The organism is Beggiatoa leptomitoformis (assembly GCF_001305575.3).
GTDB lineage: Bacteria > Pseudomonadota > Gammaproteobacteria > Beggiatoales > Beggiatoaceae > Beggiatoa > Beggiatoa leptomitoformis.
In genome coordinates this window covers 3,362,135-3,387,089 of sequence record NZ_CP012373.2, presented here as the reverse complement: position 1 = coordinate 3,387,089, position 24,955 = coordinate 3,362,135, and the positions used below count along the sequence as shown (strand labels likewise).

The 24,955-nt window shown below is 41.3% G+C and carries 20 protein-coding genes; 11 read left to right on the top strand and 9 right to left on the bottom strand.

What is annotated here, in order from left to right; all coding sequences use genetic code 11:
* The first annotated feature begins 1 nt into the window (after nucleotide 1).
* Nucleotides 2-1,960, top strand: a complete 1,959-nt coding sequence (locus tag AL038_RS14310; RefSeq protein ID WP_062153921.1) for a glycosyltransferase family 2 protein — start codon at nucleotides 2-4, stop codon at nucleotides 1,958-1,960.
* Nucleotide 1,961: 1 nt separating this feature from the next.
* Here the strand turns inward: AL038_RS14310 and AL038_RS14305 are convergent, their stop codons facing one another.
* The 4 genes from AL038_RS14305 to AL038_RS14290 form a co-directional block, all read right to left on the bottom strand.
* Complete coding sequence (locus AL038_RS14305) at nucleotides 1,962-2,831, bottom strand: Rpn family recombination-promoting nuclease/putative transposase (RefSeq protein ID WP_062153919.1); 870 nt, start codon at nucleotides 2,829-2,831, stop codon at nucleotides 1,962-1,964.
* A gap of 37 nt (nucleotides 2,832-2,868) precedes the next feature.
* Nucleotides 2,869-3,786 carry an Rpn family recombination-promoting nuclease/putative transposase gene (locus tag AL038_RS14300; RefSeq protein ID WP_062153917.1) on the bottom strand — a complete coding sequence of 306 codons (918 nt, stop codon included), beginning with the start codon at nucleotides 3,784-3,786 and terminating at the stop codon, nucleotides 2,869-2,871.
* Nucleotides 3,787-3,875: 89 nt separating this feature from the next.
* A complete protein-coding gene (gene yidD, locus AL038_RS14295) occupies nucleotides 3,876-4,244 on the bottom strand; it encodes a membrane protein insertion efficiency factor YidD (RefSeq protein ID WP_062153915.1) in 369 nt (122 codons plus the stop codon).
* Nucleotides 4,238-5,125 (bottom strand): pyridoxal-phosphate dependent enzyme, encoded by an 888-nt coding sequence (locus tag AL038_RS14290; protein WP_062153913.1) that lies wholly within the window; start codon nucleotides 5,123-5,125, stop codon nucleotides 4,238-4,240. Before AL038_RS14290 ends, yidD begins: the two co-directional genes overlap by 7 nt.
* A 457-nt stretch (nucleotides 5,126-5,582) precedes the next feature.
* Here AL038_RS14290 and AL038_RS14285 point away from each other — a divergent pair, with 457 nt between their 5' ends.
* The 5 genes from AL038_RS14285 to AL038_RS14265 all read left to right on the top strand — a co-directional run bounded on the left by AL038_RS14285 (nucleotide 5,583) and on the right by AL038_RS14265 (nucleotide 10,648).
* Complete coding sequence (locus AL038_RS14285; RefSeq protein WP_062153911.1) at nucleotides 5,583-5,840, top strand: BolA family protein; 258 nt, start codon at nucleotides 5,583-5,585, stop codon at nucleotides 5,838-5,840.
* 9 nt (nucleotides 5,841-5,849) lie between these two features.
* Entirely contained in the window at nucleotides 5,850-7,109 is a 1,260-nt protein-coding gene (gene murA, locus AL038_RS14280) for a UDP-N-acetylglucosamine 1-carboxyvinyltransferase (protein WP_062153909.1), read from the top strand.
* Entirely contained in the window at nucleotides 7,106-7,744 is a 639-nt protein-coding gene (gene hisG, locus AL038_RS14275) for an ATP phosphoribosyltransferase (protein WP_062153907.1), read from the top strand. The genes murA and hisG overlap by 4 nt, the downstream gene beginning before the upstream one ends.
* A 262-nt stretch (nucleotides 7,745-8,006) precedes the next feature.
* The gene (locus AL038_RS14270) at nucleotides 8,007-8,459 is read left to right on the top strand and encodes a (2Fe-2S)-binding protein (protein WP_062153905.1); all 453 of its coding nucleotides are present in this window, start codon (nucleotides 8,007-8,009) and stop codon (nucleotides 8,457-8,459) included.
* Nucleotides 8,460-8,476: 17 nt separating this feature from the next.
* Nucleotides 8,477-10,648 (top strand): xanthine dehydrogenase family protein molybdopterin-binding subunit, encoded by a 2,172-nt coding sequence (locus AL038_RS14265; RefSeq protein ID WP_062153903.1) that lies wholly within the window; start codon nucleotides 8,477-8,479, stop codon nucleotides 10,646-10,648.
* 72 nt (nucleotides 10,649-10,720) lie between these two features.
* On the opposite strand, the gene AL038_RS14260 is transcribed toward AL038_RS14265, so the two are convergent.
* Nucleotides 10,721-11,185, bottom strand: coding sequence for a gamma-glutamylcyclotransferase family protein (locus tag AL038_RS14260; RefSeq protein WP_062153901.1), 465 nt, complete (start codon nucleotides 11,183-11,185; stop codon nucleotides 10,721-10,723).
* Between the two features lie 333 nt (nucleotides 11,186-11,518).
* Between AL038_RS14260 and AL038_RS14255 the strand changes: the two genes are divergently transcribed.
* Nucleotides 11,519-12,267, top strand: a protein-coding gene (locus AL038_RS14255; RefSeq protein WP_101539186.1) for an IS5 family transposase whose coding sequence is annotated in 2 segments (ribosomal slippage) — nucleotides 11,519-11,933 and nucleotides 11,933-12,267 — 750 coding nt in all. Because the reading frame shifts where the segments join, the coding sequence is not laid out codon by codon here.
* 103 nt (nucleotides 12,268-12,370) lie between these two features.
* Here the strand turns inward: AL038_RS14255 and AL038_RS14250 are convergent.
* Nucleotides 12,371-13,366, bottom strand: a complete 996-nt coding sequence (locus AL038_RS14250; protein ID WP_062153899.1) for a YhdH/YhfP family quinone oxidoreductase — start codon at nucleotides 13,364-13,366, stop codon at nucleotides 12,371-12,373.
* Between the two features lie 343 nt (nucleotides 13,367-13,709).
* Between AL038_RS14250 and AL038_RS14245 the strand changes: the two genes are divergently transcribed.
* The 4 genes from AL038_RS14245 to AL038_RS14230 all read left to right on the top strand — a co-directional run bounded on the left by AL038_RS14245 (nucleotide 13,710) and on the right by AL038_RS14230 (nucleotide 18,076).
* The gene (locus tag AL038_RS14245; RefSeq protein WP_062153897.1) at nucleotides 13,710-14,822 is read left to right on the top strand and encodes a hypothetical protein; all 1,113 of its coding nucleotides are present in this window, start codon (nucleotides 13,710-13,712) and stop codon (nucleotides 14,820-14,822) included.
* 296 nt (nucleotides 14,823-15,118) lie between these two features.
* Nucleotides 15,119-16,531 (top strand): dynamin family protein, encoded by a 1,413-nt coding sequence (locus AL038_RS14240; protein WP_062153895.1) that lies wholly within the window; start codon nucleotides 15,119-15,121, stop codon nucleotides 16,529-16,531.
* 90 nt (nucleotides 16,532-16,621) lie between these two features.
* Nucleotides 16,622-17,251: a ribosome biogenesis GTP-binding protein YihA/YsxC gene (yihA, locus tag AL038_RS14235; protein ID WP_062153893.1), complete on the top strand. Its 630-nt coding sequence runs from the start codon at nucleotides 16,622-16,624 to the stop codon at nucleotides 17,249-17,251.
* A 189-nt stretch (nucleotides 17,252-17,440) separates the two neighbouring features.
* Complete coding sequence (locus AL038_RS14230; RefSeq protein ID WP_062155554.1) at nucleotides 17,441-18,076, top strand: FMN-binding negative transcriptional regulator; 636 nt, start codon at nucleotides 17,441-17,443, stop codon at nucleotides 18,074-18,076.
* Nucleotides 18,077-18,263: 187 nt separating this feature from the next.
* Here AL038_RS14230 and ahcY read toward each other — a convergent pair whose 3' ends face one another.
* The 3 genes from ahcY to recB form a co-directional block, all read right to left on the bottom strand.
* Complete coding sequence (gene ahcY / locus AL038_RS14225) at nucleotides 18,264-19,577, bottom strand: adenosylhomocysteinase (protein WP_062153891.1); 1,314 nt, start codon at nucleotides 19,575-19,577, stop codon at nucleotides 18,264-18,266.
* 206 nt (nucleotides 19,578-19,783) lie between these two features.
* A complete protein-coding gene (metK, locus tag AL038_RS14220; protein WP_062153889.1) occupies nucleotides 19,784-20,947 on the bottom strand; it encodes a methionine adenosyltransferase in 1,164 nt (387 codons plus the stop codon).
* 230 nt (nucleotides 20,948-21,177) lie between these two features.
* Nucleotides 21,178-24,876, bottom strand: coding sequence for an exodeoxyribonuclease V subunit beta (recB, locus tag AL038_RS14215; protein WP_062153886.1), 3,699 nt, complete (start codon nucleotides 24,874-24,876; stop codon nucleotides 21,178-21,180).
* Nucleotides 24,877-24,955 lie beyond the last annotated feature (79 nt).

Below are 24,955 nucleotides of genomic sequence, written 5' to 3'. Positions count from 1 at the left end.
GATGGCAGACCCACAAAATGATACGCAACACGATTGTCAACAACAACTCCGCGATGCACAAGCAGAAATTACCCGATTGCAACAAGAGCTAAGTGCGCAACGCCAACATATTCAACGCTTAATGCTATGGATGCAAGGCTTACAACGTGATATTAACGATGTTTATCACTCTGTAACATGGCTAGCGGGCAACGTGTTCACCCGTATCATTTTGTTTTTATTGGGGCGTAAAGCGGGTATTACCGCACGCGACCATGTTGAACGGGTTGCCAAACAGTTTGAAACATGGCGTGTGCATTACGTACAAACCACACAAGCAGATGATTTACCCTCATTTGCGTGGCATGAGCCTCATGAATACCAACAATGGCTACTCCGTTATGACACACCAACAGCTAAAGATTACACTGACTATCAACAAACTTTACAAAGCTGGCAGACACATCCATTAATATCATTATTAATGATATTACCCACCGAAGAGATTAACCAATCCTATTTAAACGATTGTTTAAAAAGTATTACACAACAAATTTATCCCTACTGGGAATTGTGTTTACTGCCTGAAGGAGAATGGGCAAAAGCACAAACTGACTACACAGATACACGTATTCGGCTGGTGGACGATTTTAGCCAAGCAAGTGGGGAATTTGTCGCACAAGTTGAGGCACACGATTGTTTACCCTTGCACGCACTATATAACGTTGTCGCCCATCTACAACAACACCCACATGCCACTATTATTTATACTGATAATGACTTTTTAGACGCAACAGGACAACGTTACAATCCCTATTTTAAACCCGATTGGAATCCCGACTTATTCTACTCACAAGCCTATTTAAATGCCTTAGTCGTCTATCGTCGTGCAATACTACCTAAAAAACCAGATTATACAAATCATTACGCGCTGGCTCTAGCCTGTATTACACAAATAAACACCCGCAATATTCACCATCTTCCACAAATTCTTTACCATCAACGCACACCTGCAACCCGCCCGCAAGCCTCAAATACAGACATTCTCCGCACCCATTTACAAACCCACGCGCCACAATTACAAGTCTTTGATGCTATTGCAGGACATACACGGGTTATTTATCCATTACCCACGCCTAAACCAAGCCTTAGCGTCATAATACCTACTCGTGATAGATTGAATTTACTACGTAACACCATAAATGGGTTACTGGAAAAAACTGATTACACCCCATTAGAAATTCTCATCATCGACAACGGCAGCATAGAAACCAACACACTTGAGTATTTTAAAGAAATTCAAAAAGATGAAAAAATCCGTGTTATTCGCCATGTTGCTCCATTTAACTACTCAGAATTGAATAACTTAGGCGTACAACAAGCCAAAGGTGAAATGATTGCATTGTTAAATAATGATTTAGCCATGATTCATCCCGACTGGTTACGGGAAATGGTCAGTCATGCGTATCGTACAGAAGTCGGCGCGGTGGGTGCAAAATTATATTATATAAATAATACTTTACAACATGCAGGTGTAGTGGTTGGTTTAGGCGGAATGGCAGGACATGCATTTAAACATGTTTCCCGTCAAGCACAAGGCTATCATTGGAAACCATTTTTAATTCAAAACTATACCGCCGTGACGGCAGCTTGTTTAGTGATGCGTCGCGCTGTTTTTTTAGAAATTGGCGGACTAGATGCCAAACATTTAAGCGTTGCGTTTAATGATGTGGATTTATGCTTACGCTTGGGTGAAGCGGGCTATCGAATTGTCTGGACACCTTATGCGGAGTTATACCATTTAGAATCAGCAAGTCGCGGCTTAGATACAACCCCACGCAAATACTGGCGATTACGTAGTGAATTGAATTATATGCAGAAACGCTGGGGTAATTTACTAGCAAATGACCCCTGTTATAACCCTAATTTGACCGTACAGTACGAAGATTTTTCTTTAGCCTATCCACCACGATTACCATAAATCACGATTCAATTTGTTGCTGAGAAAGTCCTGTGGCTTGCATAATAACGTCTAAAGATAGACCTTGTGCTTTGAGTTGTCGTGCGATGGTTAGTTTTGCTTTTAATTCCCCTTCGGCTAGTCCTTCGGCTTTACCTTCAAGCAACCCCTCCTCTTTCCCTTCCGCAAATGCCGTATCCAATACCGCCTTATTCGACCAATAATTCATTAAACTCTTCTGATATTGCTGGGCTTGACGCGGTTTTAAATTGGATAATTCTGCTATCTCAAATGCTTTTTGAAATACCGCTTCATTCAGAATTCTCGGGATTTCTTCAAAATTACTCAGATTCTTGAGGAAATATACCCATTTCTCAAAATGATTGGCTAATTCATCTGCCGATTTATTGAATAAGGGCATTTGTAAAAAACAGAAATGGAGTTTGTCGTAAAAGATTTTTCCATCTTGGTCTTTTAAACTAACTTCTTGGCGAAATTGTGTTGAATCATTAGGTTCTTCAATAATGCAATCTAATATACCAATGAAATAAACCGTCGATAGTTGAAAGTTCCACACGCCTTTCTTCGCTTGTTCTTGAATGGGAAAGGTGACGTAGAATAAAGAACGGTCTTTGAAGAAGTCCATACGGGCGCGTTGCATTTCAACGATGAACTTTTCTCCTGAAGGACTGGTGCAGTAAATATCGAAAAAGGCTTTGCGGTCTTCGGGGTAAAGGGGGAGTTTTTCGGTGTTTTTGAATTGTAGGCTTTGAATTTGGTGATGGGCAGGCAGGAGTTGATTTAGAAAATCTATGAGTAAATCTTTGTTAGCTTCTTCACCAAAGAGTTTTTTGAAACCAAAATCTGTGTAGGGGTTTAGATAGCGTGACATGTGTGGTTCTCTAAAACTGAGTGTACGGTTACCATCATTATGATTCAATTTGTTGCTGAGAAAGTCCTGTGACTTGCATGATAACGTCTAAAGATAGACCTTGTGCTTTGAGTTGTCGTGCAATGGTTAGTTTTGCTTTTAATTCTCCTTCGGCTAATCCCTCTGCTTTACCTTCGGCTTTACCCTTTGCTTCCCCTTCGGCTAACCCCTTTGCTTCTCCCTCAAGCAACCCCTCCTCTTTCCCTTCTGCAAATGCTGTGTCCAATACCGCCTTATTCGACCAATAATTCATTAAACTCTTCTGATATTGCTGGGCTTGACGTGGTTTTAAATTGGATAATTCCGCTATCTCAAATGCTTTTTGAAACACCGCTTCATTCAGAATTCTTGGGATTTCTTCAAAATTACTCAGGTTCTTGAGGAAATATACCCATTTCTCAAAATGATTAGCTAATTCATCTGCCGATTTGTTGAATAAGGGCATTTGTAAAAAACAGAAATGCAGTTTGTCGTAAAAGATTTTTCCATCTTGGTCTTTTAAACTGACCTCTTGGCGAAATTGTGTTGAATCATTAGGTTCTTCAATAATGCAATCTAATATACCAATGAAATAAACCGTCGATAGTTGAAAGTTCCACACACCTTTCTTCGCTTGTTCTTGAATGGGAAAGGTGACGTAGAATAAAGAGCGGTCTTTGAAGAAGTCCATACGGGCGCGTTGCATTTCAACGATGAACTTTTCTCCTGAAGGACTGGTGCAGTAAATATCGAAAAAGGCTTTACGGTCTTCGGGGTAAAGGGGGAGTTTTTCGGTGTTTTTGAATTGTAGGCTTTGAATTTGGTGATGGGCAGGCAGGAGTTGATTCAGAAAATCTATGAGTAAATCTTTGTTAGCTTCTTCACCAAAGAGTTTTTTGAAGCCAAAATCTGTGTAGGGGTTTAGATAGCGTGACATGTGTGGTTCTCTGCTTAAACAATAAGTTGGTTATAATGTATTTTTAATTATTCCCATTAATCTTCATCAGATTAGCACAATATGCGTTTTTACAGACTACAAGAACAGGCATCCGCACCCGAACAAGCGTCACCAACAGAACAAGTATCACCCATTTCACAAGATGAGCAGGATACGTCTGGAATTGAAAGACCATCCGCGCAACAGTTGAGGTAATCTGTTTTTCTCTGGGCTTTTTTGTCTGCCTCTAGGGTTATTGCCGCCATTTTGCAGTCATGAAGTCGTTGACGAATAGAAGACAAACTATGGATGACACCTGTTTGTAACAGTTCTAACCGTGCATATTCGGAGCAAGATAAACTCTGATGCTTAACCGCATACGCACAGCGGAAACCTTTGTAAGGGGAAATGTATTTTTGATAGCCACGAATCATCATGGCGAGACATCGATTTAACATAGTTTTTGCCTCTTGTATCGCGCTAACATGGTGTTATTACCCGATATACCACCACAATGTATATAAATTATTGTGTTGGGTAGGTTATCTGCGTGTTGTTGTAATGCGAGCCAGCCGAGTGGGTCGTATAGTAAATCAAATTCAATCTGTGTTGCTGTACAAATAGTTTGCCATGTGTTGAGCAGGGTAGGATGTGGTTTACCGAATGGGTATTTTTCGGATTGTTCTAAAATGATTGGGTAGTGCTTTGTTGTTGTGCAAGATAGTTGTTGGAAACAATGGTGTAAATAATCACTTGTGCCTATACAGGCTGTTGTAAAAACAGGGTAATTCATGTGTTGTTGTAGGTAAAATGCGGTTGCGCCCGTTCCTGATGGAACAAAAATGCCTACGTCTTGTTTGTTTTCCGTGTGTATAAATGTCGTTAGTTCTGTTGCTAACTGTTTTAATCCGTCTGTAGCTTCTGGGCTTGCACCACCTTGTGGAATCCATAGGTCTGTTGCGGTAAGTTTAATCGCGCTGAAGTCGGTTATTTCTGTGTAGTGCATTCCTAAAGCAAGTGCTTGTTGAAAGTTGCCACTGGGTTGTTGATATAAAAAGTTTGGTAAAGGTTTTATATAGTAGTGAAATTGCCAGTTTTTCAATTGGGCAAGTGCGGCTAGCGCGAGCATGGCATTGGATTGGTTACCACCGCAGGAAACGAAGGTTGTTTTGTTTGGAAACTCGTGTTGTAGGTAATAGAACAGTTTGCGGGCTTTGTTGCCATTTAGTAAGGGATGTAATAAGTCATCGCGTTTAATCCAATAGGATTTACCTGCCCAATCAACTTGTTGAATGGGTGATGAATTGAAAATGGGGCGTGTGTGTATAGTATTTTCCATCAATTTGTTTTTACTAAATTCTATTGTAATTACTTATCAAAAAACTCATCAAGACTGTCATAGTGGTCTCTATTTTTTCCCTTGCATAACTGAATGTATTGTTAATTAGTCTGCAACAATTTTAATTCTGTGTTAAAGCATTATTTTTAAAAATCCTTTTGTAATAAAGCGCAAATTTAGCCCACGGCTGACAACGAGAAATAAAAATTATTGCTAGAATGAAATAGTTTTAGCCAATCACTAAAATGATTGAACACCACGTTTAAACACTTAACAAGCTTAAATATTTAATTATCTTCTAACGATTTCAAATCGGTTTTATAAAAAGGCTTGCAAGAAATTGCTTGTCGTCTATGATGTTGTCAATTTCGTTATTTAGCTATTTCTTCCCATCAACTGGTTGTACCAGCCCAATTTAAACTAAATAATCCCCAACAATCTACACACGGAGATTCTCATGTTACCTATTCAAGTAAAAGAAATGATTGAAGAAGGTTTGCCCAATGCTATTATCGAAATTAATAGCGAAGATGGTAGCCATTTTGAAGCCATTGTCGTCAGCGAGGCTTTTGCCGATTTATCCATGGTTAAACAACATCAAAAAGTTTATGCATTGTTGGATGAAGCGATTAAAGCCAATGCAATACACGCGCTTTCCTTAAAAACCTATACCCCAGACTCTTGGGAAAAAGCAAAAAAATCACAATTGGCATAAGTTGCATACATGGATAAATTATTGATTACTGGCGGCACACCGTTAAATGGTGAAATCCGCATTTCTGGCGCGAAAAACGCGGCCTTACCCATTCTCGCAGCAACTCTTCTAACGGAAGAGACAGTGCATTTAAGTAATGTCCCGCATTTACAAGATATTACTACCATGATGAACCTGTTAGGACGCATGGGAGTAGAGTTAGTGTTAGACGAAAAAATGCACATAGACATTAATAGTCGTCGAGTGCATACCTGTGCCGCACCGTATGAACTGGTTAAAACCATGCGTGCCTCAATTCTTGTATTAGGTCCTTTAGTTGCACGGTTTGGTGAGGCGAATGTTTCCCTTCCCGGTGGCTGTGCGATTGGGGCGCGTCCTGTTAATTTACATATTGACGGACTTGAAGCGATGGGGGCAGATATACGTGTCGAGGGTGGTTACGTCATTGCTAAAGCTAAAAGGCTTAAAGGAACAACACTTTATTTAGATTTAGTCACCGTCACAGGGACAGAAAATTTAATGATGGCGGCAACCCTTGCTGAGGGCGAAACCATTATTGAAAATGCTGCCCGTGAACCTGAAGTAGTTGATTTAGCAAATTGTTTAATCCAAATGGGTGCGGAAATTGAGGGGGCTGGCACAGACACAATCCGTATTGTTGGCAAAGAGCGATTACACGGCGCAGATTACACCGTTTTGCCCGACCGCATTGAAACAGGTACTTATTTAGTTGCTGCTGCAATGACAGGTGGAAAAATTAAGCTGAAAGATACCTCTGCTAAATTGCTCGATGCCGTTTTAATCAAACTGCGTGAAGTTGGCGCGAAAATCACAACGGGGGATAATTGGATAGAATTAGATATGCAAGGACAACGTCCTAAAGCGATTAATATTCATACCGCGCCTTATCCTGCCTTCCCAACAGACATGCAAGCCCAATTCACTGCATTAAATGCCATTGCTGATGGTGTTAGTACGTTAACAGAAACGATTTTTGAAAATCGCTTTATGCACGTTTCTGAATTACAACGTTTAGGTGCGAAAATTCACATTGAAGGCAACACAGCCATTATTACGGGTACGGAACAACTCACTGCAGCCCCCGTGATGGCAACAGATTTGCGCGCCTCAGCCAGTCTTGTGCTGGCGGGATTGGTCGCCAATGGAGAAACGCTTGTGGATAGAATCTATCACATTGATAGAGGTTATGAACGGATTGAAGAAAAGCTCACCCAATTGGGCGCGAGCATCCGTCGTGTATCGAGATAGTAACCATGTTAAAAATTGCCTTGTCCAAAGGACGAATTTTTAAAGAAACATTACCGTTACTTGCCCATGCGGACATTATTCCTATTGATGACCCTGAAACTTCACGCAAATTGATTTTAGATACTAATCAAGCTGATGTGCAATTAGTTATTATTCGCGCAACCGACGTACCCACTTACGTGGAATATGGCGCGGCGGATATTGGTGTTGCGGGTAAAGATGTGTTAATGGAATACGGCGGTGAAGAATTATATGAACCCGTTGATTTACAAATTGCCCGTTGTCGCCTAATGGTTGCGGGTTTTCCTAATGCGATTACCCATCATAAACGCTTACGCATTGCGACAAAATACATCAACTGCACACAACGCTACTATGCACAACGAGGCGAACAAGTAGAAGTTATTAAACTTTATGGCTCTATGGAACTCGCGCCTCTTGTAGGCTTAGCAGATAGAATTGTGGACGTTGTAGATACGGGAAATACTTTGCGGGCTAATGGCTTAGAACCGTTAGAACACATAGCAGATATTAGTTCGCGTTTAGTCGTAAATAAAGCGACAATGAAAATGAAACACGCGCAAGTTAAAGCCTTTATTGCCAAAATTCAAGAAGCGGTGAATCAACGGCAATAAGGGCAATAAGTCAGTCAAGTGATTCAGTGCGAATAAATTCGCACTGATAATTTAAAACGCCAAATAAGCTTTAACGATGCGTCCGAATCATTTAGTGCTTACAACAAGCAAATGAATACTAGACCCAATCATTACCTATTAAAGTATATGGGTTAAACCTGTTTTCCATGTCAAGTTTACGCTATTACACCTTGTAGTTTTCTCTTTCCTATCCCACATTAATCTCCACAAATACTACAACACTAATCCAACGAGGTTGTTTATGGAACTTTCGATTAATGGCAAATCCGTCACAGTCGATGTTGATGCGGATACCCCTTTATTGTGGGTATTACGTGACCATCTACAGATGACAGGCACTAAATATGGTTGTGGGATGGCTTTGTGTGGTGCATGTACGGTTCATGTTGATGGACAGCCGACGCGCTCCTGTTCTATGCCTATTTCAACAATGGTTGGTAAGAAAATTACCACGATTGAAGGTCTTAACAGTAAAGCCGCGCAAGCAATACAATCGGCTTGGGAAAAATTAGATGTCGTGCAATGTGGATACTGCCAATCTGGACAAATCATGAGCGCGACCGCGTTGTTAGAGCATAACCCGAAACCCAGTGATAGCGATATAGACAGTGCTATGAGTGGCAATATTTGCCGTTGTGCAACTTATGTTCGTATCCGTGCCGCCATTAAAGAAGCCGCGCAAACGCTTGCTTAATTTAGGAATAGCTCACTATGAATACGATTTTTAATATTAGCCGTCGGACATTTCTGAAAACAGGCGTTAGCGTTGGTGCGGGGTTGACATTGGGTCTGTATTTGCCCAGTAGTCCTGCGGAAACACCCCCCGCAGTGACTGATATTTTATTCGAACCCAATGCCTTTGTACGAATCGGGACGGATAACAGTGTGACTGTGACTGTAAAACATGTAGAAATGGGGCAAGGGACTTATACAGGCTTGCCAACATTGGTCGCAGAAGAATTAGATGCAGATTGGGCGCAAGTTAAAGTCGTGGGCGCGCCAGCAGATGCAGGTCGATATAACAACTTATTCTGGGGACCCGTACAAGGCACTGGCGGCAGTACCGCAATGGCAAATTCTTTCGAGCAAATGCGTATGGCAGGTGCAACGGCTCGTCAAATGTTAGTCACCGCCGCCGCGCAAGCATGGCAAGTGCCTGCTGCTGAAATTGTGGTTAAAGCAGGTTTAGTTAGCCATGCTGCGTCAAAACATCAGGCAAGCTTTGGTGAGTTGGCCGAATTGGCTGCACATTTAACTGTCCCTGAATCAGGGGAAATTAAGTTAAAAGACCCGAAAAACTTTGTATATATTGGTAAAAATACGACCAAACGTAAAGATAGTAAAGCAAAAATTAACGGCACCGCGATTTATACACAAGATATTAACTTTCCTGATTTACTCACGGCAGTTGTTGCGCATTCCCCCCGTTTTGGCGGTAAAGTCAAAAGTGTGGATATGAGTAAAGCGAAAGGGATAAAAGGGGTGGTTGATGTTGTTCAAATCCCTACAGGGGTTGCAGTGTTGGCGCGTGATTTTTGGACAGCGAAAAAAGGGCGTGACGCGCTAGTTATCGAATGGGATAACAGTCAAGCTTTTATGGGCAGTACTGCGGATATTCTCGCCAGTTATAAAGCAAAAGCGGAAAATATGGGCATGATTGCACGCACTGAAGGGGATGTTGCAGCAACATTAGCCAAAACAACGAAGAAACTCCGCGCAGAATATGTTTTCCCTTATCTTGCACATGCAACCATGGAACCCATGAATTGCGTGGTAAAACTGAATAAAGAGAGTTGCGAAGTATGGAATGGTGAGCAGTTTCAAACCGTTGACCAAGCGAATATTGCACAAGTGGTTGGTTTAAAGCCTGAGCAAGTTAAAATCAATATGTTGTATGCAGGTGGAAGTTTTGGACGGCGCGCCAATCCACATTCGGATTATGTTAAAGAAGCCGCTTCAATTGCGAAAGCAATTGAGGGTAAAGCCCCCATAAAATTGGTTTGGACACGCGAAGACGACATGCAGGGTGGACAATATCGCCCCTTTTACTATCACACGATAGAAGCAGGGCTAGACGAACAGGGAAATATTAATGCGTGGCATCAACGAATTGTTGGACAGTCCATTGTAACAGGTACACCATTTGAGGGCTTTTTAGTTAAAAACGGGGTAGATGAAACCTCTGTAGAAGGCGCGTCAACCTTACCCTATCACATCCCGAATTTATTGGTTGATTTGCATACAATAACATCACAAATTCCCATTCAGTGGTGGCGTTCTGTTGGCTCAACACATACCGCATTTTCTACGGAAACCATGATGGATGAGTTGGCAACAGCCACAGGAAAAGACCCTGTAGAATTCCGTCTTGCGTTGTTAAAAGAGCATCCACGTCACGCAGCCGTGTTAAAACTCGCGGCTGAAAAAGGGGATTGGGGCAAACCACTACCAAAGGGCAAAGGACGTGGCATTGCTGTACATGAGTCGTTTCATAGCTACGTTGCACAAGTAGCAGAGGTGACTGTCAACGATAATGGTACGTATAGTATTGACCGTGTAGTGTGTGCGGTGGACTGTGGGATAGCTGTTAATCCTGATGTCATTCGTGCGCAGGTGGAGGGGAGTATTGGTTATGGCTTATCAGCGGTGTTGACGGGAGCTATCACGTTAAAAGAAGGACTGGTCGAGCAAACAAATTTCCATAATTACCCTGTGTTACGCATTAATGAAATGCCCGTCATTGAAGTGCATATCGTAGAATCACAAGAGAAACCTTCAGGGATTGGAGAACCTGCAACGCCTGTTATTGCGCCTGCCGTGGCTAATGCCTTATTTGCCGCAACAGGAAAACGCTTGCATGATTTGCCATTAAAATTAACTTAACCTTAGCATGGTGATGCCCCTTATTTTTGATAGGGTTGCATCAATGGTGCGTTACGATGCAAAAAAACGTATCTAACGCACCCTACCGTTTGAAAACTCGTTTAGGTCAGAAGCCATTGATAACATTTTTTTCCGTGAAAATCGCCGATAATCCCCTGAATAAATACGCTGTAATCCTCTAACCTTCCAATTATAAAGATATATCCATGCTAAAAAACCGCGTCCACTGGCAGAAAGGACGGGGGTTTTTTGGCGAATGTATTCTGTTGGTGCAGGAAAATCGTGGTTACATTCCTCATATTCATCTAGTAATGGAAATAATTTATCTGCTTGGTGTAACAGATAAATCTCCCCCATGACTTGCTCGTGCGGATTGGGCGAGAAAATCGCACCGGGATAGCCATTAACTTCATACAATTTGCCTTGAAAACTGGCGGACTCTAGCAATTCTGCATGATGTGTAATCGGTAAGTGCATTGCGTGTTGCATTGTTTTTAACAACGTACCGTAAACAAATAAATATTCCTGATTTTCCATATAAAATTAAAGCGGTAGGATTAGTGAATAGTCATAAGAGAATAAAAGTGTACGGTATTTTTATATAAATGCGATGACACGAGGATTTTTTTTTGCTCGTTACCAAGTTTCACTTGGTAATGCCTATTCGCCAAGCGCTGCTTGGCGGGTACTTGAACGCCCCACGCTTAAGTCTGCTCGTACTCGGCAAGCAGAGCTTGGTAACGAGCAATGACATGAGGATTTTTTTTTGAATTTACGTAGGGACAAGTTTAATGACCCTAGGGCGTGTCATCAAATAGTAAAAAATGTTATATTATAGGTATATACCCAGATATCGCCAAGGATAAAACAATGAGTCGTCGCTATGCCTTAACCGATGAACAATGGTCAAAACTAGAACCGCTACTCCCTGGGCGTAAAGGACATGTCGGGATGACGGCTAAAGATAACCGCTTGTTTATTGATGCTGTTCTATTCCGTTATCGCAGTGGCATTCCTTGGCGCGACCTCCCCGAACGCTTTGGTGATTTCCGTGTCGTCCATACCCGCTTCAGTCGTTGGTCTAAGAAAGGTGTCTGGGAACGTGTTTTCAAGATACTAAGTGCCGATGCCGATAATGAATATGCCATGATAGACAGCACAATAGTTAGAGCGCATCAACATAGTAGTGGTGGTGGCGCAGATGAAGCCATTGGACGTAGCGCAGGGGGTTTAAGTACCAAGATTAACTCCGTTGTTGACGCACTGGGCAATCCGACCCTTTTTTTTTGACTGCGGGACAGGCAAGCGACCTTGAAGGGGCTGATGCTCTTATTCCTCAGATAAAGGCAAACGCTTTATTGGCTGATAAGGCTTATGATGCTGATGAACGGGTTAGAGATGTTTTAAAACAGAAAAGCATAGAACCTGTGATTCCGTTCAGGAAAAATCGTTTAAATCCACCTGATTATGATAAAGCTCTTTATAAGGCACGTTATTTAATCGAGCATTTCTTTGGTAAATTAAAGCAATATCGTGCAATAGCTACACGATATGATAAACGCGCTAGGAATTTCTTAAGTGGGGTTTATTTGGCTTCTACCTTGATTCTTTTAGCTTGAACCTTTAACCCTTCTTATTTGATGACAGGCTCTACGGTTATCTTGTTCTCTGGGGATTATGCGTAAATTTTATAGGTGTTTATCCCTTCCTGTTTAGCACACCCTATATTTTTACAACAATACGTCCTAATGCCTGCCCTTGCAAAATTTTATCAATATAAACATCGTTAAGCTCTGCTAAGCTGCATTCTGTGGTCATCAATGGTGCAAGGTCAATTTTCCAATCACTTGCCATCCGTTGCCAAAGGATTAAACGTGCATCCATTGGACATTCCACAGAATCCACCCCTAATAAATCCACCCCGCGTAAAATAAAGGGATAAACACTGGCGTTGAGCGTTGGAGAAGCGACCAAGCCACAACAAGAAACATGTCCCCAATATTTTGTGGATTTTAGCGCGGTCACTAAAATATCGCCGCCCACTGTATCTAATACACCGGCCCAACGTCCTTTTAACAAGGGGCGACTGCTCATATCAACCAATTCTTCTCGACTCAAAAAGCCCGTTGCACCCAATTGTTTAAGGAAATCATGCGCACTTGATTTACCCGTTCCTGCAATAACTTGATAACCCAGTTTTGCTAAGAGCGCAACGCCAATACTACCTACCCCACCCGTTGCACCCGTTACTAAAACCTCGCCTTTTTCAGGTTTTAGCCCAGCATGTTGAAGTTTATAAACAGAGAGCGCGGCTGTAAAACCTGCTGTGCCATAAATCATACTTTCTTGCAAAGTTAATCCACTGGGTAACTTAACCACCCAATCGGCGGGTACACGGATATAACCTGCAAATCCGCCAGCGGTATTCATGCCTAAATCATAGCCTGTTACAAACACCGCATCGCCAATTGCAAAACGGCTGTCGTTACTCTCTGCAACATGACCCGCCGCATCAATACCGGGCGTGTGCGGATAATTACGGGTAACGCCTTTATGTCCTGTCGCAGAAAGTGCATCTTTATAGTTAAGCGATGAATACACAACTTTAATCAACACATCACCCGCAGGCAATTCGTCCGTATTACGGGTAACTAATTGACGAGTAAATGTTTTATCCGCATTTTCTGTAATTCTAAGCGCGGTAAATGTATGGCTCATCTAAAAACTCCTCTTGGAAAAACAAATTGTTATACTTATGCTGAATACTGAACAGACAACATAAATGCAAGCCTTACCTGCATAAAAACGCCGTGAGTTCTGCTTATTCTAAAAATTCCTGCCTCAGATACGCCATTGAGTTCATCCCTTCCTGTTTAACATCACCCAATGTTTAAAACACATTAAGTTTAATTCATTTCTATAGGTGTAAACACTGTAACAACTGGTTAAGTTTAAAATTTAACGTAGAATATAGCGCATGTGGTATCAAAAAACGAAGCGAATACGACCAAATGTTACATTCGCTTTAGTTTTAATCAGAACTTAACTAGGAAGACTAACCATGTTTAAAAACAAACTATTACTCTTATGTAGCTTAATAGTAACTGGCTTTTTATCAAGCAACGTGATGACAGCGCAAGCGATGGTCAACAGTTTACCCGTTGATGTCAGCATCGATGCTAATGGACAAACGGGAAACATTACCATTACCCCCGATGAACCCTTAACGGTTACGGTGAAAGCAACCGCCTATCCGACCTTCGCACCCTTAGAACCAATGGATTGGTGGGTTATCACCAGTACACCATTTGGGCTATTTAGCTATGATGTCAATACCCGTGGTTTTACAGAAGGTTTTGCCTCAGCAGGACAAGTCCCTTTATTAAACGATGGTAAACCACTTGTTGTATTAGACCAAGTACACTTACCCTTGGGGAGTTATCATCTTTATTTTGGCGCGGATTTACAGGCTAACGGCGCGTTAGATGTCAGTGCAGGTTATACACAGCTCAATATTGAAGTTGTTCCCACCCAAACCAACGTTATTCGTTACTTATCCAATTTTAAAGATGACATTGACGGCTGGGTTGGCGGTTTTGCAGATTTACCCGTTGATGCAGACAATGATACGTATGAATTAACCTTTGGTTACGAAACCTTACCTGCAGAATTAGATATGACAGGTAGCGCGCCCATGTTACAAGGACACAATCGGAGTGATGACTTGTTCATGTTCATGAAACGCGCTATTACAGGTTTAAAACCCAATACAAACTACCAAGCCATTTTCACTATTGATGTTGCTTCTAATGCCCCTATTGGTGCTATCGGTATTGGGGGGGCAACAGGCGAGGCGGTTTATCTCAAAGCGGGCGTTTCTGTGACAGACCCTATTCTTATCAACAATGAAGGCAATTGGCAAATTAGCCTTGATAAGGGTAATCAATCAGTGGGTGGTACTGACATGATGGTATTAGGTGATATTGCTGTTGAAACAGAAAACGAACAATACAAACTGAAAACGCTCACGAATCCAGAACCCTTTAAATTTACGACAGACAGTACAGGTATGATATGGCTAGTTATTGGTACAGATTCGGGATTTGAAGGGCTTACACGCCTGTATTACCCATCTATCAAAGCGACTTTCGCAGAAATAATCGCCCCTCAATAAAAGTGATATTTTCCCACTAAACACAAAAAGCCTTGCACCAGTGCAGGGCTTTTTTATTTATAAATTCCAATAGATAACTAACCATAGAACACTTACAAAACTTAAACCAGATGCACTACTGTACAAAAATACGCACCGAATACACCCCAGACTGATTTTTTTAACTTTTACCAATAGAAATTGTGCGTCAGACAGACCGATAGAAAACATCCGCTATACGATACCGTGTAATTTAATAACAATCGTGTAGAATAAAATCAGCGTTTTTCTCATCAACTCCTTAAAGAGGAATTGCAATGACTGATATATATGTTGAAGAAAGACTTAAAAAACTAGAGTCACATCTTGCTGAAGAAAATGATGTATTAAGCGATATCGTACAAATTTTTCGAGAACTTGACCACGTTGGTTATGAACTCGGTTTATTAAACGAAACAGAATCCTACGCCAACCACGTATCATGGTGGCCTATGATTTCCATTTTAGGCACATTCTCAGCGGGTAAATCCTCTTTTATCAATGCTTATCTGGGACAAACCTTACAACGTACAGGTAATCACGCAGTTGATGATAAATTTACCGTGCTTTGTTTTAGCGGCGAAAATGCCTCCACTACCTTACCCGGTATTGCCTTAGATGCCGACCCGCGTTTTCCGTTCTATCAAATCAGCAAAGAAATTCAAGATGTTCTTGCCCAAGATGGACGGCGCATTGATGCCTATTTACAACTAAAAACATGCCCTAGCGAAAAAGTACGCGGGAAAATTTTAATCGACTCCCCCGGATTTGATGCCGATGGTCAACGCACATCCACACTAAAAATAACGAAACACATCATTAATCTATCTGACTTAGTGTTAGTATTTTTCGATGCCCGTCATCCAGAACCCGGTGCAATGCAAGATACATTAAGACATCTGGTAACCGATACAATAAATCGCCCTGACTCTAACAAGTTTCTTTACGTGTTAAACCAGATAGATGTTACGGCAAGAGAAGATAACCCTGAAGAAGTGGTTGCCGCGTGGCAACGCGCCCTTGCACAATCAGGCTTAACCGCAGGACGCTTTTATCGGATTTATAACCCCGAAGCCGCAATTCCCATTGAAAACCCAACCGTAAAACAACGCTTTGAAAGTAAACGGGATGAAGACATGGCGGAAATAAACAACCGCATGGAACAAGTTGGTATTGAGCGGACATATCGTATTATCAGTATGTTAGAACAAACCGCGAAAGACATAGAAAATACCCTCATTCCTCAATTACGCCACTGGATTAAACACTGGCGGTCAACCACATTACGCATTGATTTTTGGGTAATGGCCATCTTAGCGATATTAATTACCATCGCTTACGCAACAACCCAACCCGATTTAAGCCTACTACAGGGCTTAAGTACATGGATATGGACAGGGATTTTTAGTACAGGTTTTATTTTATTCCTGCTGTTTCACCTCAAAGTGAGTCGTTGGATTGCTTCCCGAACCTTGAAAAAAATTGAAACCAGCCTACCCGATGACCGCATTCGTGAAGCCTTGCTGAAAGGTTTTAATAAAAATATCTGCCACTTCCGATTGACCAATGAGCCTTATCATTGGAGCATGGGTTTACAGAAAAAATTAGCCAAAGTGTTGGGTGCAACCAATTCTTACGTGCAAAAACTGAATGACCGATTCACCAATCCCTCTGGGCGTACAAAAACTTAATTGTGTGGTTACGCGCATTGATATGCTACACAGACATCAATGCGCAACTGCACAAAAAACACTTCTATTGTTATCTCAAACGACTTTGTAATGAACTTCTATCATCAAGCTAAATACACCATCAGCGTACATAATCTTTCTCAATTACCCAGCGACACAGGGCGCGAGGTTGCTTTTGCAGGACGCTCAAATGCAGGAAAATCCAGTGCGATTAATGCCATTACGCAACAAAAATCGCTAGCACGTACCAGTAAAACACCGGGACGCACACAACAAATTATCTTTTTTGAACTAGACGAAAAACGTCGTTTGATTGATTTACCGGGCTATGGCTATGCAAAAGTATCCATTACGATTAAACAACATTGGCAAAATACGCTAGAACGTTATTTACAAACCCGCGATAGTTTACGGGGCTTAATTTTATTAATGGACATTCGCCACCCGCTGACTGATTTTGACAAAAACATGCTGTTATGGTGTCAGCACTCCGCAATGCCTGTACATATTTTGCTAACGAAAGCCGATAAACTTAGTTTTGGTGCATCAAAATCCGCACTGTTACAAGTGAAAGCACAACTAACCCAATTTAAAACAGAATCATCAGAAATTAGCATACAGCTATTTTCATCTTTAAAACTAACGGGTTTAGAAGAAGCAAGAAGCGTATTAGACGGGTGGTTAGGCGTTGGTGAGGAACTAGAGGGTGTCGTCAAATAGTAAAAGGTTTTATATTATAAATAGATACCCAGATATCGCCAAAGCTACTCGATATGATAAACGCGCTAGAAATCTCTTAAGTGGGGTTTATTTGGTTTCTACCTTGCTTCTTTTGGCCTGAATCTTTGATTCTGCTATTTGATGACACGTCCTATAGTTACAACGCAATTTCATTCACACAGTAAATATATGTACATACCTAAACAGTTTGAAATCAACGATGTGGCTGTGATGCAGCAATTAATGCGTGATTATCCACTGGCGACGCTTATTTCTCGAACGGCGGAATTTATCAATGCTAATCATATTCCTTTGATGTTGTTATCCGAACCGCCACCATTGGGTTGTTTGCAAGGACATATTGCACGTGCAAATCCCCTGTTACAACAACTGCTGGATAATCCTGAAGTATTGGTGATTTTCCAAGGGGCGCAAAGCTATATCTCGCCCTCGTGGCATCCCAGCAAACAGGAAAAACATCAAGTCGTACCCACTTGGAATTATACAGCAGTTCATGCTTATGGCTGTGTGCGCGTGAAGGATGATTCTCAGTGGTTAAAAAACCATTTGGCAGCAATGACAACGCAACATGAAACAGCCTTTCCCAATCCTTGGAAATTGGCGGACGCGCCTCTGGAATATTTAGCAAAAATGCTGAATGCAATTGTCGGGATTGAAATTCATCTCACGAAATTACAGGGTAAGTGGAAAGTTAGCCAGAATCGGACACCTGAAGACCAGCAAGGGGTGATTGAGGGTTTACAAGAGGTTGGCAATCAGGAAATGGCGGCATTGGTGAAACAATTCGGAGTGACTCAATTTTAAAATGCCTGTATTTTTAGATGAGTTATCTGAATCATGCAGAAATTAACCCCTTTTGATTCTTTTGGCTTGAACCTTTACCTCGTCTATTTGATGACACGCCCTAGAATAATTAAAAAATAAAAAAAACGGATAACACCGCCTTGAGCAATGGTATCCGTGTTGTTAAAACTAGACCACCGTTTATTAATTAATAACGATAATGGTCAGGTTTATAAGGGCCTGTTACAGGAACGCTGATATAAGCGGCTTGCTCCGCGCTAAGTTCAGTCAATTTCGCGCCTAAACGGCCTAAGTGCAAGCGAGCAACTTTTTCATCTAAATGTTTTGGCAACACATAGACTTTGTTTTCATAATTGTCGTGGTGATTCCATAACTCAATTTGAGCTAACACTTGGTTAGTAAATGAGTTTGACATAACAAAGCTAGGATGACCTGTCGCACAACCTAAATTGACTAAACGCCCTTTGGCTAAAACAATAATGCGTTTGCCGTTGGGGAATATAACGTGGTCAACTTGGGGTTTGATTTCTTCCCATTGATACTTTTGTAAACCTGCAATGTCAATTTCAGAATCAAAGTGTCCAATATTGCAGACAATTGCCTGATTCTTCATATTTAGCATGTGCGCGTGGGTAATGACATGGACGTTACCTGTGGTGGTAACAAATATATCGCCTAATGCCGCCGCATCATCCATCGTGACAATACGATAGCCTTCCATCGCAGCTTGTAACGCACAAATTGGGTCAATTTCTGTAACCCATACCGTACCGCCTAAACCACGGAAGGCTTGAGCGCATCCTTTACCCACATCGCCATATCCCAAGACAACGCAGATTTTGCCCGCAATCATGACATCCGTTGCGCGTTTGATACCATCAATTAAGGATTCACGACAACCATATAAGTTGTCGAATTTGGATTTAGTTACAGAATCATTAACATTAATGGCTGGTACTTTTAATTTGTCTTGCTTAACCATTTCATACAAGCGATGCACGCCTGTCGTGGTTTCTTCAGTAATCCCTTTGATATTTTGTAACAAGTCGGGATATTTTTCGTGCATGATTTTGGTGAGGTCGCCGCCATCATCTAAAATCATATTGGGTAACCAACCATTTGGGCCAAAAATAGTTTGTTCTACACACCAATCATATTCGGCTTCAGTTTCGCCTTTCCATGCAAAAACGGGAATGCCTTGGTCAGCAATCGCGGCAGCCGCTTGGTCTTGGGTTGAGAAAATATTGCAAGATGACCAACGAACTTCTGCCCCTAATTCCACCAGTGTTTCAATTAACACGGCGGTTTGAATGGTCATGTGTAAGCAACCCGCAATCCGTGCGCCTTTCAAGGGTTTTTGTACGGCATACTCCGCACGAACAGACATTAATCCCGGCATTTCGGTTTCTGCAATGGCGATTTCCTTGTGTCCCCATGCGGCTAAACCAATATCAGCGACTTTATAATCGGGCATTAAGTTAATAATGGGTTGTGTACTCATTTTGTATTCCTGTGAAAATTAGCGACACGGGATAAATCCGCATCTATTACATAAATCGGCGGTAGTGCTAAAAATAAATGCAAATATTGTATGAAACAAGGATGTAGCAAGTTTTCAGACAGATTCAGGTAATTTTTAATAAAAAGTACCTGAATCTTTGCGCGTTTAACACTATCAAACCAGCAAACAGTCGGGGTTACGTTGGGTTAGTTAATGCCAGCGTCTTCGCGTAAAATTTCTGCTTTATCAGTTTGTTCCCATGTAAAGTCAGCATCTTCACGTCCAAAATGCCCATAACTTGCCGTTTTGCCATAAATAGGACGGAGCAGATTTAACATTGCAATTAAACCGCGTGGACGTAAGTCAAAATGCTCACGGATTAAACGGATTAACTTGGTGTTATCAATAACGCCTGTTCCAAAAGTTTCTACCAATACGGATGTTGGTTCAGCAACACCAATGGCGTAGGAGACTTGCACTTCACAACGTTGGGCTAAACCCGCTGCTACGATGTTTTTAGCGACATAACGGCAGGCATACGCAGCAGAGCGGTCAACTTTGGAGGGGTCTTTACCAGAAAATGCACCGCCACCATGTCTTGCCATACCGCCGTAGGTATCAACAATGATTTTCCGTCCTGTTAAACCGCAATCACCCATTGGGCCGCCGATAACAAAACGACCTGTTGGATTGATGTAATAACGGGTATTTTTATCTAACCATTCGGCGGGTAAGACGTGTTTAATCACGTCATCCATGATGGCTTCTTGTAAAGATTTATTGCTAATATCAGGACTGTGTTGGGTGGAAAGCACAACTGCATCAATACCAACGGGTTTACCATCAACATAACGGAAAGTGACTTGGCTTTTTGCGTCGGGGCGTAACCATGGCAATGTGCCATTTTTGCGTAATTCTGATTGACGTTTGACTAAACGGTGCGCGTAAGTGATGGGCGCGGGCATTAATACATCGGTTTCATTGCTAGCATAACCAAACATTAAACCTTGGTCACCCGCACCTTGTTCATGGTTTTCGGTTTCATTAACACCAACGGCAATATCTACAGATTGTTTGCCAATCGCGGACAATACCGCACAAGATTCCCAATCAAACCCCATTTCGGAGCTGTTATAGCCCACTTCTTTAATGGTTTGGCGGACAATTGCTTCAACATCAACCCATGTATTGGTGGTAATTTCGCCTGCAACTACGACCATCCCTGTTTTAACGAGTGTTTCACAAGCAACCCGTGCCTTTGTATCTTGTGCCAACAGTGCGTCTAACACGGCATCAGAAATTTGGTCGGCAATTTTATCGGGATGTCCTTCGGAAACAGACTCAGAGGTGAAAAGCACAGCTTCAGACATATTGTATCTCTTTAAATTGGCTAGTGAATTAAAGTTGAGAGGGTTGTTATTATACCTGATAAATCAGAAAATACAGCAATCTACATTTTCAGTTATTAGAAGATAGCTATTTTATTTCAATTTGTTAGATAAATACCTATTATCTCTTAGACATAGCCCTATTATTATCAAATATAGGCTGTCATTATGCCACATGGCGTGTGGAATAATGATGAAACATTATTATCCGTTTATCCATTTCCCTGCCAACAGTATTGGGAAAGTTGTTCGATAAAAGCGACGCTAGGTTTATCACGAAAAACGCCATAATTAGCCCCTGTATTGGGGTTCATACCGCGTAAAAATAAATAATAAACCCCACCAATATGTGTTTCATAATGGTAATCAGGTAAACGGTTTTGCAAATAACGGTGTAGTGCAACTAAGTAGAGAATATATTGTAAATAATACGCTTCGCCCTCCATCGCGGCGGGTAGTTTACTGTGATGATATGCGTCCGTTTTAACCCCGAGTAAGTTAGATTTATAATCAACTAGATAAAACCGCCCTGCCGTTTGAAAAATCATGTCAATAGAACCTTTCATAAAACCCTGTTGCGGGGTAAATGTTAGGTTTTCCACAGATTCTAAAAAAACAGCGGGAAAGGTTTGTCCATGTTCTGTAAACAGTTGACGCAATCCTTCAACCGTTAAATGGTGTACAGGGTAGTAAAATTCTAGCTCATTCAAGCGTTGTTCACGGCTGATATTTGCTAAGATGAAATCGGGCTGATTGACTTCTAAAGGTGTGTGCAAAATCGCTAATAGCCATTGTTGAACGAGTACGGTATATTTTTCCGCAGAAAAACCATAAAGAATTAATAACCGCTGAATTTCTTCAAGATTAATTTCAGTAAAATCGGTATTTTCTAATAAATGGTGTAAAAACCGCCCTGCTTTCGCCCCTTTAGGAAAAGTAAAGACACCCGCTAATTCTCGACTCGGCGTTTTAATCTCCAGCGTTTTATCATTAATCGCGTCATCATAATCAGGACGTTCTGTATCACCTTTGGTTTTTAATAAACCTGAATAGCTAGAAACTCGCCAACCATCATCACATTGCCCATGAAATTGTCGCGCTTGTAAAACCAATTCCACATCAATCGCCCGTTGGTACGGTTTAACAATATCTAATTTCATCTCAGAAACTTGAATATACGCGGGTGCTTTTTCTGCCAATTGCGCCAGTGGCGACAATAATGCCTCATGTGTCAATGCAAATAACCAATTTTTATCTTTTTCCTTATCAACTTGGGTTAAATCACGATACAGTAAATGGGCGAGTGGTGCGGTGTCTGCGTCATTAATTGCACCCCAAACGAGGTAACAACGATACGCAGCGCGTGTTACAGCAACATAAAACAAGCGTAAATTTTCCGCGAGTTCCTCACGGCTGGCATATTCGCGGTTTTTTTCTTGCTCGGTTGAGCCTAAATCTAAAATTCGTTGGGTTAGCGTTGCGGGGTCATGAAATAAAAATTGCGCGGCTTTTTCATTACGTAATATTCCTTCCCACGCATAAGGACAAAAAACAATAGGATATTCAAGCCCCTTACTTTTATGAATGGTAACAATTTTTATCAAGCGTTCATCACTTTCTAAACGCAATTGTTGTTCATTGTTAATTTCGCCCTCTTCCGCCTGCTCTCTCTGTTTTGTCAACCAATTACATAATCCTGTTAACCCTAACTTTTCCTGCATCACGGCTTTTTGCAACACTTCAGCCAGATGTAACACATTGGTTAAACGGCGTTCTCCGTCAGGATAAGCGAGTAAACGTTGCGGGATATTTTCAGCTATCAGTAACTGGCGAAACATTTGGATAAATCCTTGTGTTTGCCACTGTAAATGATAGGAAAAAAAACTTTTTAAGCGTTTTTGCCAGTCGCGCTCTGTGTTGAGCAATATATAAAGGCTATCCCCTGATAAACCAAATAAATCAGTGGTTAAAGCGGCTTTAATCAAATCTTCACGATTAGGCTCAGTGATTGCCAATAAAATACGTTCTATTTCTATGGCTTCTTGGGCTTTAAAAATACTTTCCTGACTGTACAAGACACTTTGCAAGCCTAATTGACTTAACTGTTTTTGCATTTGTTGGGCTTGATGATTCGTGCGCACTAAAATTGCGATGTCTCCCGCTTGTATTGGACGACTTGCAATCGTTGCCTCGCCACGTTGGGCTTTGCTTAATAATTGTACGATTTCCGCGCCAACCGCTTTAGGAATATGCGTATTTGCCCATTCTTTAGGAATAGATTTAGCTTTTTTAGCCTCGTTATCGTCATTTTCTTGCTTACTTTTCGGCGATTTACTAGCGGTTTTGACAGCTTCTTCAGGTTGTGGTTCGGGGCGCGCAAGCCAAATATGCAGGGGAACAGCGGGTTCATTGTCAATTAACAACGGTTTATCGGCTAGCTTTGGTGAGGCATCTACCGCAGTAAACCCAATTTGGTCAAAAATAAAAGGGTTTGGTGTTTGAGTGAATAAGGCATTGATTGCTGTGACTAGAGAAGCGGTAGAACGCCAATTTACTTGTAGGGTATAACGATTTTTAACCTGTTGAGCCGCCTTAATATACGCAAAAATATCTGCACCCCGAAAACCATAAATGGCTTGTTTTGGGTCTCCAATTAGAAATAAAATATTATCTAATTTATTATAAATACTGCTAAAAATACTATATTGTGTCGGGTCGGTATCTTGAAATTCGTCGATTAATGCGGCGGGAAATTGGTGGCGAATACGATTTGCTAACGTGTTGCCCGTTTCACTGTCTAAGGCGTTGGCTAGATTGGTGAGTAAATCGTCAAAAGATTGAACATTTTTTAAGCGTTTTTTCTTGCCGAGTTTGTCTTCTACGACAGTGAATAATTTTGTTTTTAGCGTGAGTAGGTAATTTTTATACTGTTGCCGAATCGCTTCGTAAGCCGTTTGTAAGTTGTCCGCTTTGTCGAAAAATTCGTGTTGCGGCGTAACACCATTCTTCTTTGTGCCTTTTTTTAATTCCGTATTGGTGAATTTGGTAAATTTCTCAGGAAATTCTAATGCGGGTTTGCTGTAACTAAAAAATACGGAAAGTTGTTCGCACCAGTTAGGAATAGATATTGTCTTATATTGAGTACCATTAAGCCCTTCGCTCTTTACCAACAGGGTTTGAATATCTACCTGATATTTTTCCCAACTTTTTTTAGCCGCATTAAAGGCTTTTAAATATGTCGCTTCGATTTTGTGCAAATCTATGTCTGGGGAAAGTTCTGGCGTGATATGTAAATGGGTTTGTCCAATATATCGTCCGTGTCCGATGGTGTTTAATAAATCACGCGGTTCTTTATACTTTTCTTTTTGTAAGTAGCTAATAAATAAATGGTTAGCTGTGTAAAAATGTTGCCGCCAGAAGTCTTCAACAATTTCTTGAATCAATAAACGCTGGTCAGTTAATAATTCTGTGTCAAATAACATTCCGCTTTCAAAGGCATTATCGCGCAATGTTTGTCGACAAAAACTATGTATTGTAAAAATCGCCGCTTCATCAAAACCACGCAGCGCGTGGCGTAGTCGTTCTATGGCTTCGGTTAAATGTGGCTGACAGGTATTCAATAAACTATCAATAGTTTCTTCGCTGTCTATTGGTTCGCCTGCCTGCTTTTTTTGAAATAGTGTTAACGTATTGCGGATGCGTTTACGAATGCGGTCACGCAACTCTTTAGTAGCGGCTTCTGTAAAAGTAACGACAAGAATTTGATTAATAGTGAGTTTTTTTTCTAGTAATAAGCGTAGAAATAAAATAGTAATCGTGTGCGTTTTGCCTGTGCCTGCACTGGCTTCTATTAAATTCGTCGCGACCAGTGGCACAGTTAGCGGGTCTAGTTTTGTATAGGCTTGGGACATATTGAGTTTTTAACTTAGTAATGAAATTAGGGTTATTTGTCTTAAAAACGGGTTAAATCAGGATTTTCAGACACAAAAG

Excerpts from the sequence above, each read along its gene's own strand:
- AL038_RS14310 (WP_062153921.1), top strand. The coding sequence starts at position 2 with ATGGCAGACCCACAAAATGATACGCAACACGATTGTCAACAACAACTC.
- AL038_RS14305 (WP_062153919.1), bottom strand. The coding sequence starts at position 2,831 with ATGTCACGCTATCTAAACCCCTACACAGATTTTGGTTTCAAAAAACTC.
- AL038_RS14300 (WP_062153917.1), bottom strand. The coding sequence starts at position 3,786 with ATGTCACGCTATCTAAACCCCTACACAGATTTTGGCTTCAAAAAACTC.
- yidD (WP_062153915.1), bottom strand. The coding sequence starts at position 4,244 with ATGTTAAATCGATGTCTCGCCATGATGATTCGTGGCTATCAAAAATAC.
- AL038_RS14290 (WP_062153913.1), bottom strand. The coding sequence starts at position 5,125 with ATGGAAAATACTATACACACACGCCCCATTTTCAATTCATCACCCATT.
- AL038_RS14285 (WP_062153911.1), top strand. The coding sequence starts at position 5,583 with ATGTTACCTATTCAAGTAAAAGAAATGATTGAAGAAGGTTTGCCCAAT.
- murA (WP_062153909.1), top strand. The coding sequence starts at position 5,850 with ATGGATAAATTATTGATTACTGGCGGCACACCGTTAAATGGTGAAATC.
- AL038_RS14270 (WP_062153905.1), top strand. The coding sequence starts at position 8,007 with ATGGAACTTTCGATTAATGGCAAATCCGTCACAGTCGATGTTGATGCG.
- AL038_RS14265 (WP_062153903.1), top strand. The coding sequence starts at position 8,477 with ATGAATACGATTTTTAATATTAGCCGTCGGACATTTCTGAAAACAGGC.
- AL038_RS14260 (WP_062153901.1), bottom strand. The coding sequence starts at position 11,185 with ATGGAAAATCAGGAATATTTATTTGTTTACGGTACGTTGTTAAAAACA.
- AL038_RS14250 (WP_062153899.1), bottom strand. The coding sequence starts at position 13,366 with ATGAGCCATACATTTACCGCGCTTAGAATTACAGAAAATGCGGATAAA.
- AL038_RS14245 (WP_062153897.1), top strand. The coding sequence starts at position 13,710 with ATGTTTAAAAACAAACTATTACTCTTATGTAGCTTAATAGTAACTGGC.
- AL038_RS14240 (WP_062153895.1), top strand. The coding sequence starts at position 15,119 with ATGACTGATATATATGTTGAAGAAAGACTTAAAAAACTAGAGTCACAT.
- yihA (WP_062153893.1), top strand. The coding sequence starts at position 16,622 with ATGAACTTCTATCATCAAGCTAAATACACCATCAGCGTACATAATCTT.
- AL038_RS14230 (WP_062155554.1), top strand. The coding sequence starts at position 17,441 with ATGTACATACCTAAACAGTTTGAAATCAACGATGTGGCTGTGATGCAG.
- ahcY (WP_062153891.1), bottom strand. The coding sequence starts at position 19,577 with ATGAGTACACAACCCATTATTAACTTAATGCCCGATTATAAAGTCGCT.
- metK (WP_062153889.1), bottom strand. The coding sequence starts at position 20,947 with ATGTCTGAAGCTGTGCTTTTCACCTCTGAGTCTGTTTCCGAAGGACAT.
- recB (WP_062153886.1), bottom strand. The coding sequence starts at position 24,876 with ATGTCCCAAGCCTATACAAAACTAGACCCGCTAACTGTGCCACTGGTC.